Source organism: Cypionkella sp., assembly GCF_030652235.1.
Lineage (GTDB): Bacteria > Pseudomonadota > Alphaproteobacteria > Rhodobacterales > Rhodobacteraceae > Cypionkella.
Map to the genome: position 1 here is coordinate 1 of NZ_JAUSBA010000013.1, position 14,682 is coordinate 14,682.

13 protein-coding genes are annotated in these 14,682 nt (G+C 60.6%); 2 read left to right on the forward strand and 11 right to left on the reverse strand.

Going from position 1 to position 14,682, the window contains the following annotated elements; translation table 11 throughout:
- Positions 1-195 precede the first annotated feature (195 nt).
- From Q7V03_RS03030 to Q7V03_RS03060, 7 genes are all read right to left on the reverse strand, one after another.
- Complete coding sequence (locus Q7V03_RS03030) at positions 196-990, reverse strand: carnitinyl-CoA dehydratase (RefSeq protein WP_304924129.1); 795 nt, start codon at positions 988-990, stop codon at positions 196-198.
- 1 nt (position 991) lies between these two features.
- Positions 992-2,980: an acetate--CoA ligase family protein gene (locus Q7V03_RS03035; RefSeq protein WP_304924130.1), complete on the reverse strand. Its 1,989-nt coding sequence runs from the start codon at positions 2,978-2,980 to the stop codon at positions 992-994.
- 3 nt (positions 2,981-2,983) lie between these two features.
- Entirely contained in the window at positions 2,984-3,286 is a 303-nt protein-coding gene (locus Q7V03_RS03040; protein ID WP_304924131.1) for a SelT/SelW/SelH family protein, read from the reverse strand.
- A gap of 15 nt (positions 3,287-3,301) precedes the next feature.
- Positions 3,302-4,465 carry an acyl-CoA dehydrogenase family protein gene (locus tag Q7V03_RS03045; RefSeq protein ID WP_304924132.1) on the reverse strand — a complete coding sequence of 388 codons (1,164 nt, stop codon included), beginning with the start codon at positions 4,463-4,465 and terminating at the stop codon, positions 3,302-3,304.
- 9 nt (positions 4,466-4,474) lie between these two features.
- Positions 4,475-5,227, reverse strand: coding sequence for an SDR family oxidoreductase (locus Q7V03_RS03050; RefSeq protein ID WP_304924133.1), 753 nt, complete (start codon positions 5,225-5,227; stop codon positions 4,475-4,477).
- Complete coding sequence (locus Q7V03_RS03055; protein ID WP_304924134.1) at positions 5,224-6,690, reverse strand: carnitine 3-dehydrogenase; 1,467 nt, start codon at positions 6,688-6,690, stop codon at positions 5,224-5,226. Before Q7V03_RS03055 ends, Q7V03_RS03050 begins: the two co-directional genes overlap by 4 nt.
- 458 nt (positions 6,691-7,148) lie before the next feature.
- Positions 7,149-8,063, reverse strand: a complete 915-nt coding sequence (locus tag Q7V03_RS03060) for a 3-keto-5-aminohexanoate cleavage protein (RefSeq protein WP_304924135.1) — start codon at positions 8,061-8,063, stop codon at positions 7,149-7,151.
- Between the two features lie 73 nt (positions 8,064-8,136).
- Between Q7V03_RS03060 and Q7V03_RS03065 the strand changes: the two genes are divergently transcribed.
- Positions 8,137-9,111 carry a GlxA family transcriptional regulator gene (locus Q7V03_RS03065; protein WP_304924136.1) on the forward strand — a complete coding sequence of 325 codons (975 nt, stop codon included), beginning with the start codon at positions 8,137-8,139 and terminating at the stop codon, positions 9,109-9,111.
- A gap of 126 nt (positions 9,112-9,237) precedes the next feature.
- On the opposite strand, the gene Q7V03_RS03070 is transcribed toward Q7V03_RS03065, so the two are convergent.
- From Q7V03_RS03070 to Q7V03_RS03080, 3 genes are all read right to left on the reverse strand, one after another.
- Positions 9,238-11,250 (reverse strand): M3 family metallopeptidase, encoded by a 2,013-nt coding sequence (locus tag Q7V03_RS03070; RefSeq protein WP_304924137.1) that lies wholly within the window; start codon positions 11,248-11,250, stop codon positions 9,238-9,240.
- Positions 11,251-11,456: 206 nt separating this feature from the next.
- Positions 11,457-12,248, reverse strand: coding sequence for an amino acid ABC transporter permease (locus Q7V03_RS03075; protein WP_304924138.1), 792 nt, complete (start codon positions 12,246-12,248; stop codon positions 11,457-11,459).
- A gap of 36 nt (positions 12,249-12,284) precedes the next feature.
- Positions 12,285-13,064: a transporter substrate-binding domain-containing protein gene (locus Q7V03_RS03080; protein ID WP_304924139.1), complete on the reverse strand. Its 780-nt coding sequence runs from the start codon at positions 13,062-13,064 to the stop codon at positions 12,285-12,287.
- 630 nt (positions 13,065-13,694) lie between these two features.
- Here Q7V03_RS03080 and Q7V03_RS03085 point away from each other — a divergent pair.
- The gene (locus tag Q7V03_RS03085; RefSeq protein ID WP_304924140.1) at positions 13,695-14,306 is read left to right on the forward strand and encodes a class III extradiol ring-cleavage dioxygenase; all 612 of its coding nucleotides are present in this window, start codon (positions 13,695-13,697) and stop codon (positions 14,304-14,306) included.
- On the opposite strand, the gene Q7V03_RS03090 is transcribed toward Q7V03_RS03085, so the two are convergent.
- A complete protein-coding gene (locus tag Q7V03_RS03090; RefSeq protein ID WP_304924141.1) occupies positions 14,214-14,681 on the reverse strand; it encodes a hypothetical protein in 468 nt (155 codons plus the stop codon). The genes Q7V03_RS03085 and Q7V03_RS03090 overlap by 93 nt on opposite strands.
- Position 14,682 lies beyond the last annotated feature (1 nt).

Below are 14,682 nucleotides of genomic sequence, written 5' to 3' on the forward strand. Positions count from 1 at the left end.
CCGCCTTCAGCCTGACGCAGGATCGCGAGGATCTGCGCCTCAGTGTATCTGCTTGTCTTCATTCGGAATCTCCTCGTTCATATTACCGAGAAAATTCTACTTATGCAGCCCCTTACTTTCGGGGGGGATTACCCGCCAACCGAGATCGAAATCCGCCCATTCAATGAAGACGCGGATTTCGCCGATATGTAGGGGTTACTTGCCTTTCCACACCGGATCGCGCTTCTCAGCAAAGGCGCGCGCACCCTCCAACTGATCCTCGGATGAATAGAGCTTATCCACCGTCGGCAGCAGACGCTTGGACACCCGGTTCAACGCGTCTTGGAAGCGCATATTCTCGGCCTCGCGCACCACTTCTTTGATCGCAGCATAGACCAGCGGCGGGCCAGATTCCAACAATCGCGCCAGATCCCAAGCCTTGGGCAGCAGGTCTACGGACGTGGTGATCTCTTTCACGATACCCCAGCGCAAAGCCTCCTCGGCATCGAACCAGCGTCCGGTCAAAAGCAGGTCCATCGCCACATGATAAGGGATGCGCTTGGGCAGTTTGATGCTGGCGGCATCGGCCACCGTGCCAGACCGGATTTCCGGCAAGGCGAAGGTTGCGTTCGCCGAACACAGGATCAGATCGGCGCTCAAAGCCAGTTCCAGCCCGCCACCGCAGCAAATCCCGTTTACCGCCGCAATCACCGGCTTGTTCAGGTTCGGCAATTCCTGCAAGCCGCCAAAGCCGCCGACGCCGTAATCGCCATCCACCGCATCGCCATCCGCCGCCGCCTTCAAATCCCAACCTGGGCAGAAGAATTTCTCCCCCGCCGCGCGCAGAATACACACCCTTAGCGAGTCATCGTCGCGGAAATCCCGAAACACCTGCCCCATCACCCGGCTGGTTTTCAGGCTGATCGCATTGGCTTTCGGGCTGTCGAGCGTGACCTCCAGTATAGCCCCCTCGCGGCGGGTTTTGATCGGGCCTTCGGTTCGCATTTCCATCTCAAGCCATCCTTACCAATGCATCCACCGCAACCGCCCCTTCGGGCCGCACGAGGATCGGGTTAATTTCAATTTCCTCAAGGCTGGCATCGGTCAGCATCAGATCGCCCAAGGCGACGGCAATCTTGGCAACCGCCTGCATGTCGGCGCGCGCCCGCCCCCGATACCCATCCAGCAGCGGCCACAACCGCAACCCCCGCATCGCCTGCAACACTTGCGCTTCCGTCACTGGCAAGATCATCGTCACGGTATCGGCCAGCACTTCCGCCGTCACCCCGCCCATCCCCAGCGTCAGACTCACGCCATAAATCGGATCGCGCCGCAGCCCAAGCAGGATTTCCGCCACCGCCCCGGTGACCATTTCTTCCACCAGGTAGCCCACAGCCCCCGGCATCTCGGCCTGCCCTTGCAGCGAGGCAAGCCCCAACCGCACCGCGCCAGCTTCGGTCTTGTGCGCGAACCCGAGGCCCTTCAGCGCGTAGGGCGGGGTTAACCCCGCCGCCCCCGCGGCCACTTCGGCAAAAGTCCCGCTGACGGCGCGCGGCACCGCAACACCCGCCTGTGCCAGCAACGCCTTACCCTCGGCCTCAGACAACATCCGGCTGTCGCGCGGTACCATTGCTACCGCAGGCCGCCACCCCGAAACCCCCGGTGCCACCTGCGCCGCTTTCACCGCAGCCAAAGCCGTCTCCAACCCCATCAAGGTCACAACCCCCTGATCCATCAGCGCAATCGCTTGGCGCTCATCAAAATTCTCCGGCATCGAGGCGACGGGCAAAGCAATCTTGCCGCTGGTTTTCTGCGCCGAAACGATCGCGTCCAACGCAGGTTGATACCCAGCCGGATCGCATCGATCATTCCTCGGCGGGTCAATGATGTAAAGCCCCGCGTCGTAAGCCTCTAGCATCGCGGTGAACACTTCGGTGGTCTTCGGCCCATCGCCCCAAATGAAGGTGTGGTAATCCAGCGGGTTAGAGATCGTCGGGATCGCCCCCAACACTTCAAACAGCCGATCATGCGTCGCCTGAGGCACTGGCGGGAAATCAATGCCATAAGGTGCCGCCAAATCCGCCACCAACCCGGCCTCACCGCCCGAACACGACAGCGAGCATATCCGCGGCCCAATCTGCGGCCCATGGACATGGAAAATCTTCAACGTCTCGATCAGTTCTGAAGGCGTGTTGACCTCCGCCACCCCGATCTGGCGCAAAAACGCCGAAGACGCCGCCCCACCCCCCGCCAATGATGCGGTATGCGACGCCGCCGCCGTCCGGCTCAGCTCGGTCTTGCCGGATTTGATGCAGACCACGCCCTTGCCCATCGCCCGCGCGCGTTCCGCCAACGCCGCGAAAGCAACCGCGTCGTCGATGCCCTCAATATACATCCCCAAGGCAGTGACGCGCGGATCGTCCAGCAAAGCCCCCGCCAGATCGGCCAAGCCCACCACCGCCGCATTGCCCAGACAGGCAACATAAGCCACCGGAAGCGCCCTCTTCTGCATCCCCAGGTTGATCACGATGTTCGAGGATTGGCTGACCAAAGCCACGCCTTTCGCCACCGGAATCCCGCCATGCTGATCCGGCCACAGCAGCGCACCATCAAGATAATTGATCACCCCATAGCAATTCGGCCCAAGGATTGGCATATCGCCCGCCGCTGCAATCAACCGCGCCTGCAACTCCGGCTCGCCCGCTTCGGTCCAACCCGAGGCAAAGCAAATCGCCCCACCCGCGCCCATCGCCGCCAGTTCCGCCACAACCTCAATGGTCGCGAACCGGTTCACCCCGATAAACGTGGCATCCGGCGCTTGCGGCAGATCGGCAAGGCTGGCGTAGGCGCGCAAGCCGCCAATCTCGGCCTTGGTCGGATGTACTGGCCAAATCTCGCCCGCAAAGCCCATCTTGCGGCATTGCTCGATCACATTCAGCGCCCAACCCGCGCCCAGCACGGCAATGCTGCGCGGTCGCAGCAGGCGGTCAAGATTGGCCATTCACTATCCTTCGGTCTTACCTGCGCGGTCGATATGGCCCAGATCCCGCTCTGGCCACACCCGATCCCGCACCATTTGTTTCAGCACTTTCACATCAGGAAAGCCGCCCTTTTCCTTGCGATCCCAGATCACTTCGCCGTCCAACGTGATCTGAAACAGCCCACCCGTCGCCGGGATCAGCGAGACCGAGGCGATGTCCTGCCCAAACGTCGACAGCAATTCCTGCGCCATCCAAGCCGTGCGCAACAGCCAGTTGCATTGCGTGCAATAGCTCAGGGAGATCACCGGGCGCTTGATTTCGCTCATAGTTTTGGCCTCTCGCTAGGCGCCATGCGGCCGCAGCAATTCACGGCTGATGATATGACGCTGGATTTCCGACGTGCCTTCCCAGATACGCTCCACCCGCGCATCACGCCAGATGCGCTCCAGCGGCAGCTCGTCCATCAAGCCCATACCGCCGTGAATCTGTATCGCCTCATCGGCAATCATCGCCAGCACTTCGCTGGCTTTCAGCTTCGCCATCGACATATCGGCTTCGGTCACGGTGCCCTGATCATATTTCCACGCCGCCTCGCGCGTCAGCAATTCCGCCGCTTTCAACTCCATCGACATATCGGCCAGCTTGAAGCTTATGCCTTGGAATTTGCCAATCTGCTGGCCAAATTGCTTGCGCTCTGCCGCATAAGAAATCGCATGGCCCAAAGCGCGCTCGGCCCGGCCCAGGCAGGTCGAAGCCACTTGCAGCCTGGTTGCGCCCAGCCATTTGCCCGCCACTTCAAAGCCTTTATGCACTTCGCCCAAAATCTGGCTGGCAGGCAAACGGCAGTCATCAAACTCAAGAATCATGTTGTTGTAGCCGCGGTGCGACACGTTGCGATAGCCCTCGCGCACGGTGAATCCCGGCGTGCCTTTGTCGACCAGAAACGCCGTGATCAGCTTTTTCTTGCCGCGCGGGGTATCTTCCTCGCCCGTCGCCACCCAGACAATCGCGAAATCGGCGACGTCAGCATGGCTGATGAAATGCTTGGTGCCGTTCAGCACATAATCGCTGCCATCGGCCTTCGCGAACGCCTTCATCGAGCGCAAATCCGAGCCCGAGCCGGGTTCCGTCATCGCCTGACAGTCGTGCTTTTCGGCGCGGATGCAGGGGAACAGATATTTCTCACGCTGCTCGGGCGTGCATGCCAGAAGGATGTTGGACGGCCGCGCCACGCAGTTCCAGTGCAAAGCATAGTTCGCCTTGCCAAGTTCCTTTTCGTAAAGCAACCACGTCAGCGTATCCAGCCCCGCGCCGCCGACATCCTCGGGCATGTTCGCCGCATAAAGCCCGGCCTCAACGGCCTTTTTCGAGATTTCCTTCATCAGATCATGCCGCAGCACGCCAGTGCGCTCGACCTCTGCCTCATGCGGGAACAACTCGTTCTCCACAAAAGCGCGGGTGGTCTCGATGATCATCTGTTGTTCTTCAGACAGGCCGAAATTCATTTCTTTTCCTTACGGATCAACGTTGTAGGTCATGCCATCGACGGCCAGGGCCTGGCCCGAAATCATGCGCGCGCCGTCAGAGGCCAAATAAAGCGCCATCGCCGCCACATCTTCGGGGTCGGTCAGCCGTTTCAGCGCGGTGCCAGAAGCATAGCCTTGCCGCACTGCATCGGGCGTCATGCCCTTGGCCACCGCCTCGGCCTCAATCACCCGATCAATGCGCGGGCCGTTGACCGAACCGGGGCAGATCGCATTGGCGCGGATGCCATGCGGCCCAAGTTCCATGGCGACTGTTTTCATCAGGCCAATCACGCCCCATTTAGCCGCCACGTAGGGCGCGCGGAACGGGTTGCCATAAAGCCCAGCGGTGGACGACATGAAGATCATCACACCCTTGCCCGCCGGTTTCATCAGCCGCGCCGCATGTTTTGCCGCCAGCATCGCGCCATCAAGATTGACGGCCAGACACTGATGCCACGCCGCCAAATCCATATCTTCAATCGCCGCCGTCGGCCCCTTGATGCCAGCATTGGCGCAGAGCACATCCAGCCCGCCCCAATCCGCCGCGATCTGGGTAAACAACGCCTGCATACCCGGCTCAAGACTGGCATCGCAGACCGAGCCGCGAATCCCCGGCGGCAATGCCGCCACCATCGCCACATCCACATCCGTCACCCAGACGCGATAGCCCGCCCCGGCAAAGGCTTTCGCCATCACCAGACCAATGCCATTCGCGCCAGCCGTGATCAGAACGGTTTTCATTTCTTCTGCCCCACAGCCCGGCCCGCACCTTCCGGCAGCGGCAACCCGGCTTGCGCGTCTGCAATCGACTTCAGCTTGGCCCAAACCTGCGGCCCAGCAGGCGCCGATTTACCCGAAGCCATATTTACATGCAGGCACAACTGCTCAATCGTGGCGACGCATTCTTCACCCTTCAGGATCCGCACGAAGCTGCGGAACCGCTTCTCATCCGCGCTGATGAGCTGCAATGTCCCGGTCAGCTTATCGCCCAGCTTCGCCTCACCCAGATGCCGGATGTGGGTTTCCGCCGAATAGAACGAATTGCCCGCCGCTACATAGTCCATCCCGGCCCCGATCAGCCGCAGGAAGGCATCGACGGTTTCCGAATTGGCAAAATAATAGCGGCTTTCGGTCATATGGCCGTTGTAGTCGATCCAGCCCGGCAGCACCTGCATCTGCGCCATGACCAGCGGAGCATCCTTCGGCGCGCTGTCCACTTCGGCATGGAAGGCCACCGCGCGGGCTTCGTCATGCTCGCGCAGAACCTTGCCCGCGCCCCAATTGCGATCCTTCAACGCGCGCAGGAAACCGATCAGGTTGCTGTCGCGAATACGCTCCAACTCGCGGATGGTGTGATGCCCAGATTGCGCATCCGACTGGCCTGCGATTAGATCGACCAGCTCGTCGTTGAACTCTGGCACGTCGGTCAGCTTGGTCCAAGGGGCGGTCAGATATGGCCCAAACTGCGCCATGAAATGCTTCATGCCCGCCTCGCCACCCGCGACGCGATAGGTTTCAAACAGCCCCATCTGGCCCCAGCGCAGACCAAAGCCCATGCGGATCGACTCGTCAATTTCTTCCGTGGTCGCCACGCCGTCCTTCACCAGCCACAACGCCTCGCGCCACACCGCTTCCAGGAAACGGTCGGCGATGTGGGCGTCGATTTCCTTTTTGATATGCAGCGGGAACATGCCGATCTCTTTCAGGATCAGCTTGGCTTTCTCAATCACCGCCGGATCAGATTTCGGCGACGGCACCACTTCGGCCAGCGGGAGAAGGTAGACCGGGTTGAACGGATGGGCGACAAAAATGGTGCCCGGATTGGCGGCATTTTCCTGCAACTCGGACGGTTTGAAGCCAGAGGTCGAAGACCCGATCGGCGTACCCAATTCTGCCGATTGTTGGATCTGTGCAAAGACCCGATGCTTCAAATCCAGCCGTTCCGACACCGATTCCTGAATGTAATGCGCGCCTTCGACGGCTTCGGTGATGGTCTGCGCGAAGGACAACACCCCCTCCTTCGGCATCGGAATATCACTCAGCGCAGGCAGCGACGCCCGCGCATTCGCCATCACTTCGCTGATCTTGCGCTCTGCCTGCGGATCGGGATCGAACACCGACACATTCCAGCCGTTGAGCAAAAACCGAGCCGCCCACCCGCCGCCAATAACCCCACCACCAATGATCGCTGCTTTTTTCGTCATCTTAGCATCTTCCCCAATTCTCAAATTTGATCACTCAACCATGCCGGGAGTTTCGTTGCCTTGTTCGTCCAGATAGGGTTGCCACAACTTTGAGTCCCGGCAGGTGCGGGTTTTGGCATCGCAAGTTCCCTCACAATCCGTGGACTTAGTGCAGTGCTTCCCATCGTCCGCATTTGGAAAAACGCACAAAGGGGGATCATTCATAGCAAATACTGAACTCTGCAAATACCCGCCGTCAGCTTCGCAACTTGCTGCATCCTTCGGAGTATCTTTGGTCGTCCGAAAATTGCACACGTCAGGCCCGCCGTCTTTCGAAGGAACATGATCTTCGCATCTCGCGTCGGTCAAGGGTTGCCCCTTCGGAGTCACCCAATGCACAATCGGAACGCAAGCAGCCAACACCGCCACTGCGACGCCAGCGCCAACCATCCACAGTTTAACCTTGGACCCGACCACCCTCATTTCGCCAACGGCGCGCGCTTCTCCAGCTTCAGCTTCGCCCGCACTTCCGCAGGCGTAATCACCCGAGCCCCAAGGTTCGAGATGATCGTCACCGCCCGCTCCACCAGTTGCGCATTGTTCGCCAGCACGCCCTTATCCAGCCACAGGTTATCCTCCAACCCGACCCGCACATTGCCGCCTGCCAGAACCGAGGCCGCGACATAGGGCATCTGATTGCGGCCAATCGCAAAGGCGCTCCAATGCCAATCGGCGGGGACGTTGTTGACCATGGCAAGGAAGGTGTTCAGATCGTCCGGCGCGCCCCACGGCACGCCCATGCACAACTGCACCAAGGTCGGCGCCGGGATCACGCCTTCGCGCGCAAGCTCTTTCGCCAGCCACAGATGCCCGGTGTCAAACGCCTCAATCTCAATCCGCACGCCCGCCGCCGTCATCCGCTTGGCCATATCCCGCAACATGCCGGGGGTGTTGACCATCACATAATCGGCCTCATTGAAGTTCATCGTGCCACAGTCGAGCGTGCAAATCTCGGGCCGACATTCCACCACATGCGCCACCCGCGCGGTGGCACCCACCATATCCGAATGGCCCGCCATCTGGTTCATCTTCTCGGTTCCATCAAACAGCAGGTCGCCGCCCATACCGGCCGTCAGGTTCAGCACCACATCGGTGCCGGAATCGCGAATCCGCTCGGTCACTTCGCGGTAAAGCGTCAAATCGCGGCTCGGCTTGCCCGTCTCAGGATCACGCACATGGCAATGCACCACCGCCGCCCCAGCCTTCGCCGCATCAATCGCCGATTTCGCAATCTGCTCAGGGCTGCGCGGCACATGCGGGCTGCGGTCCTGCGTGCCGCCCGATCCGGTGATGGCAGCGGTGATGAAAACTTCGCGGTTCATGGCCAAGGGCATGGGAATCCTCCAATTCGATTGCCCACACCATAACCAGCTTGCAACGCCACGCTTGACGATTTACGCAATAAATATGACAAAACCCGCAAAAATCAACACATCCATCTTCGCCCCCCGCGCCGAACCGCTTACCTTGGCGCTGCTGGTGCTGCCGCAATCCTCCATCCTCGAAGTCGCCTCCACCCTAGACCCGCTCCGCTCTGCCAACCGCCACCTCGGCCATGACGCCTACCGGTGGCGCGTCGTCTCCCCCGATGGCCGCCCAGTTCCGCTGACCTGCGGCATTGAACTGCCGTCCAACGGCCCGCTGACCGCCGCGGAAGGCGCCAACGCCCTCATCGTCATCGCCGGATTCCAACAATCCCACTCCGCCACCCAACCGCTGATCCGCGACATCGCGCGCGCCGCCCCCCGTTTCGCAGCCATCGGCGGCATCGACGCAGGCGCTTGGGTTCTGGCCCGCGCGGGCCTTCTGAACGGCTTTAAGGCCACCGTGCATTGGGAAGACCTTGAGGATTTCGCCGCCACCCATCCTCAAATCGACGTCGCCCCCGACCGCTTTGTGATCGACCGCAACCGCTTCACCGCAGGCGGCGCGGCACCTGCCTGCGATCTGATGCTGCACCTGATCCGCGCCCGCCACGGCCCCGCTTTGGCGCTGCAAGTCGCGGCCTCTTTCATCACCACGGCCCGCGACGGCCACGAACCGCAAATGACGCACGCAAAGCCCGACCCGCGCCTAGACCCGCGCGTCAGCGCCGCCATCGCCCGCATGGAAGCCACCCTCGACGCCCCCGAAACCACAGCACAAACTGCAACCGCCATCGGCCTGTCGCCGCGCCGCCTCGAGCAAATCTTCCAGGTCAGCCTGGGCCTGCCGCCCGCGACCTACGCCCTCACCCTGCGCCTCGCGGCCGCACGCCGCATGATAACCGACACCCGCCACCCCTTGGCCGAAGTCGCCCTGCGCTGCGGCTTTTCCTCGGCCTCAGCCCTGTCACGCAGCTTTCGAACCAAATTCGGCCAAGCCCCAAGCCAGCTGCGATAACCCGCGCCCGCCACAATGGCCGGATGCGCGCCACGAGGGTATTGTGAAGCCAATGCGAAAGCCGTTCCATTCACATCGGCCCAAATGTCCTCAGGGTGAGGCCGCAGGCCGAGGGGCGGAAAGCCCCTAGACAACCTCAACCAAACCACGCCCCTTCAGCAAAGGCTCCACTCCCGGCATCCGGCCGCGGAATTTGGTATACAAAACATCCGGTTCCTCCGAACCGCCCGCCGAAAGGATGAATTTCTCCAACCGCGCCGCCGTGGCCGGATCAAACGCATCCCCCGCCTCCTCAAAGGCCGCAAACGCATCGGCGTCCATCACCTCTGACCACATGTAGCTGTAATAGCCGCTGGAATAGCCGTCGCCCGAGAACACGTGCGCGAAATGCGGCGTCGCGTGCCGCATCCGAATGGCACGCGGCATGCCCAAAGCCTCCAACACCTCCGCCTGTTTCTGCATCGGATCGGCGGGCGGTGCCCCCTCGTGGAACGCCAGATCTACCATGGCCGAGGATATAAACTCCACCGTCGAGAACCCCTGATCGTAAGTCCCCGCATCCAACAACCGCTTGATCAGATCGGCAGGCATCGCCGCACCAGTCTGCCAATGCCGCGCGTGCTTTTCCAGCACCTCCGGCACTTCCATCCAATGCTCATAAAGCTGGCTCGGCAGCTCGACAAAATCGCGCGCCACCGACGTGCCGCTGATGAAACCATAGGTCACATTCGACAGCATCTGGTGCAACGCATGGCCGAACTCATGGAACAACGTCCGCGCATCGTCATAAGACAACAAAGCCGGATCACCCTTGGCAAAGTTGCAGACATTCACCACCACGGGCCGCTGATCTCCGCCCAATTTGCGCTGCGACCGCATCGCCGAACACCAAGCCCCCGAGCGTTTTGATCCGCGCGCAAAGTAATCGCCGATGAACACCGCGACATGTGTGCCGCCGCGCGTGACCTCCCAAGCCCTTGCATCAGCATGATAAAGCGGAATGTCCAAGGCGCGGAACTCTAGCCCGAACAATCGATTGGCACAATCGAAGCAGGCGTTGAGGATTGCCTCCAGCCCCAGATAAGGCTTCAACACCGCCTCATCCAAATCATGCTCCGCCGCACGCCGCTTCTCTGAATAATACCGCCAATCCCACGGCTCCAGCGGCCCCGCGATGCCATCCGCATGCAGCCGCACCTCCAAAATCGCGGCATCCTCCAAAGCCTTGACCTTCGCAGGTTGCCAAACCCGCATCAGCAAATCCCGCACCGCAGCAGGAGTCTTCGCCATCTCCGGCTCCAGCTTGTAATCGGCAAAACTAGCATAACCCAGCAAAACTGCCCGCTCTGCCCGCAACGCCAAAATCTCTGCCGCCACGCCGCGATTGTCCGTAGCCCCGCCATTCGCCCCGCGCAAACCCCAAGCCTCATAAGCCTTTTGCCGCAGCCCACGCCGAGGAGAAAACTGCAAAAACGGCACGATCAAAGACCGCGACAGCGTCACCACTGGCCCAGCCGCGCCTTTTTCAATCCCCGCCGCCCGCGCCGAGGCCGCCACGAACTCTGGCAACCCCTCCAGATCGGCCTCGGTCAATTCCATGAACCAGCCACGCTCATCCGCCAACAGGTTCTGGCTGAACTGCGTGCCCAAAACCGCCAACCGAGACTTCACTGCCGTCAACCGCTCAGCCTCCGCGCCCGCCAGCAAAGCCCCAGACCGCACAAACATCTGGTGATACAATGTCAAAACCCGCAGCTGCTCCACCGAAAGCCCCAACGCATCGCGCCGCTGAAACAGATCCTCCACCCGGCCAAACAGTGCGGTATTGTTGGTCACTTCCGAGGCAAAAGCCGACATCTTCGGCGCCAGATCCATCTGCAATGCCTCGCGCGCCTCCGTCGAATCCGCCCCCGCAAGATTGTAAAACACCCCGCCCACCCGGTCCAAAGCCCCCTCTGCCAGCTCCATCGCCTCGATGGTATTGGCAAACGTAACCTCAGCCTGCTCGGCAATCGCCGCGATATTCGCCCGCGCCTCGACCAAAGCAGCGTCAAAGGCCGGGGCAAAATCCGCGTCCGAAATCGCCGCAAATGGCGGTAGCCCAAATTCTCCGTCCCAAGCGCCCAGTAAAACATTCATCGTAAATCTCCTTTGCGCCAAAGCTAGGCACCGCACCTTATAAGGTCCACCCTCCGAGTTGCTCTTTTTGAAATACTCCGCGCAGAGCGTCCGCCAGAGGCGTCAAACGCAACAGCTCAATCCCAATCCAACCTGCGCACAAGGCGCCCACCGCGCGTAAGCGCTCAAGCGACTTGCGCGGCACGCGCGCAATCAGATCACGCCACCTACCGCTGATCGCGCGCCTTCAACCGCGCCTCAATCCGGCGCAACACCAAAGACAACCCCACCGTCATCGTCAGATACAGAAGCGCCACCAGATTATAGGTCTCAAAATACCGGAAATTCCCCGCCGCCGTCACCTTGCCCAGTTGCGTGATATCCGCCACCCCCAATACCGACACCAAAGAGCTGTCTTTCACCATCGCCACAAAATCATTGCCCAAAGGCGGCAGGATCATCCGAAACGCCTGCGGAAACACCACATGGCGAAACCGCTGCCAGCCCGACAGGCCCAGCGCCTGCGCCGCCTCGATCTGTCCTTTGTCCACTGCCTGCAACCCAGCCCGGAACACTTCCGCCAAGAATGCCGAATAGGCCAAGGTCAGCGCGATAATCGCCCGCCACAGTAGCGGAAAATCCCGCGTCTTCACCGGCTCCAGCCCCAAATGCGCCGTCAGCCAGTTCCAGCCATAAATTGCCGCCGGAGCCGCCACAAAGGCCACATACAAAAGCAGCACCATGATCGGCACCCCGCGCACGACCTCGATGTAAAACCGCGCCACTTGTCGGATCGCGCGAAATCGCGACAGCCCCGCCATCGCCAACAAAAGCCCCAAAACGCAGGCCATCGCATAGGCCACCACGGTCACAAAAGTCGTCAGCCAAATCCCCTTGGCCAGCAACCGCATCGCCGAGGAGTAAACCTCACTCGCCCAAACCTGATAAAACAGCAGCGCCCCGATGCCGCCAAGCGCCACCAGCCACCACGGAAAATCCTGATCTTTCAAAGCCTTCATCCGAATGGCCCCGACGCTACATCGGGGCCGCTTCCATCACTCCGCCTTGTAATCCAAAAACCACTTCTTGTTCAGCGCCTCAAACGTGCCATCCGCCTTCAACGCCGCAATCCCGGCATTGATCGGCGCTTCCCAGTCTGAATCTTTCGGAAAAATAAAGCCGAAATCTTCCGACCCCAGCGGTGTACCCACCAGCTTCAGCCCGCCGTTAGAGGCATCGACATAGCCCTTGCCCGCCGTCATATCGCTGAGAACCGTATCAACATCGCCCGATTTCAACGCCTCAACACTGGCGCCAAAGGTCTCAAACAGCTTGATCCGCGGGTTCGCCTCATTGCCATCCAGCACCGAATACACCGCCGTGTAGAACGGCGTTGTCCCCGCCTGCGCGCCGACCAGCAGATCGGCATTGGTGGCAAATGTCGGCGCATCGGTGAACCGCGCCTCATCGCCGCGCACCAACATCATGCTTTCCGACCGCATGTAAGGCTCCGAGAAATCGACCTTCTCTTTGCGATCCTCCTTAATGGTGATGCCGGTCATGCCCATGTCGAACTGCCCCTCCGACACCGCCGGAATCATCGCCTCCCAAGAGATATTGGCGTATTTCACCGTGAAATTCAGCCGCTTGGCAAGTTCCGCCACTGCGTCATATTCCCAACCCACCGCCGCGCCCGATTTGTCGACAAACTGCAACGGCGGATAAGCATTCTCGGTCACTATGGTGATCTCTTTGCCGCCCAGATCGGGCAAATCGCCCGCAAAAGCTGCAGAAAAGCTCAAAGCAAGGCCCGCAAGGGCAGCAGCAATCTTCATATGTGAACTCCCTGTCACAGAGTGGATGGGGGAGTATGGCCGCGATTGGGGGGCGGGGGCAAGGGGGCCATAGCGCGCAAATATCGCACGATATAGGCTCCGAATGACGCGTTTCTCATCCAAGGTAAGCCCAAGCAGGGCCCGGTGCAGCAGACAGCAATCAGGCCTAGCCGTCCCGCCAGGCCGGAACATCACGCAAGCCCAAAAGCTCCGGATCAATCCAGTTATTGCAACTGCTAAATAGATTGCGTCCATCGCCTTCATGTCTACCGCGCGCCCAAGGATACTTGTCGTCCCACATATTTAGAATGAAGGCGTGAACAAATCATAAACAAAATCACACGCCCTGCGCACAACTGCACACCCCGCACCCAAATCCCCGCCACATCCGCCCATTGCACCAACCCTCCCTTGGCGTCATCTTTCCTATAACCACAACAGGCCCAGATGCCCAAACTTCCCACTCATTTCATCTCCCACGGTGGCGGCCCTTGGCCTTGGTTGCCAAACATGCGCCAGATGCTCGCCAGCTTGGAAACCGCACTCGCCCGGATGCCCTAAAAAATCGACACCGCCCCGCAAGCCATCCTGATGATGTCCGGCCATTGGCAGTGAGACGATTTCGCCGTGATGTCCGTAGTCCACCCCGGAATGCTTCATGATTACGGCGGCTTCCCGCCCGAGACCTATAAAATCACCTACCCCGCCCCCGGCGCACCAGACCTCGCCCAGCGCACCGCCGATCTGATCAAATCCGCAGGCTTGCCGACACACCTAGACCCCAAACGCGGCTTCGATCACGGCACCTTCGCGCCCGCTTATGTGATGTATCCCAACGCCGAACTTCCAATCTTCCAAATCTCGCTGCAACACAGCTACGACCCCGCAGCACATTTCGCCCTCGGTCGCGCCATAGCCCCGCTGCGTTATGAAGGCGTGCTGATCGTAGGCTCGCGTCTCAGCTATCACAACCTGCGGCTGTTCGGCCCCGGCGCCAAAGCTCCGTCCGCAGCGTTTGACGCATGGCTGTCCGCCACCATGGCGCTGCCCGGCGACCAACGCAGCAATACCCTGCTGGACTGGGACAAAGCCCCCTCCGCCCGCATCTGCCACCCAAAAGAAGACCATCTCGTACCGCTGTTCGCCGCTTTAGGTGCCGCCGAATTTGAGCCCGCCACCCTGACCTATCACGACAAAAACATCTTCGGCGGCGTCACCGCCTCCAGCTACCGGATCGGTTAGATCAAAGGGCGCGCTTAAGGCGCGCCGCCGCCCACCAGCCATTGCGCCAAGATCACCAGCGGCCCAACTGCCAGCATCGACCAGACGCGCCGCGTTGCCCAGCTTTTTGAACGCCGAATTCGAATAGGCCATCACGATGAAGGGTCCGATCGCAAGCAGCAGCGGCCCGACCATGCCATGCGCCAGCATCTCCCCGACAAACACCGCATGAAGGATCAGCCCCAGTACCAGTAAGCCAAAGGCCACGCCCATCTTATCCTCGGGCGAATGGCTGATCTCCGCCGCCTGGGTCCAGATCTTGTAAAATATCTTCGGCGAGGACCAAAGCCAGCCCAGCACAAATGCCGCCACCGCATCAAGGCAGATGCCCAGCAAG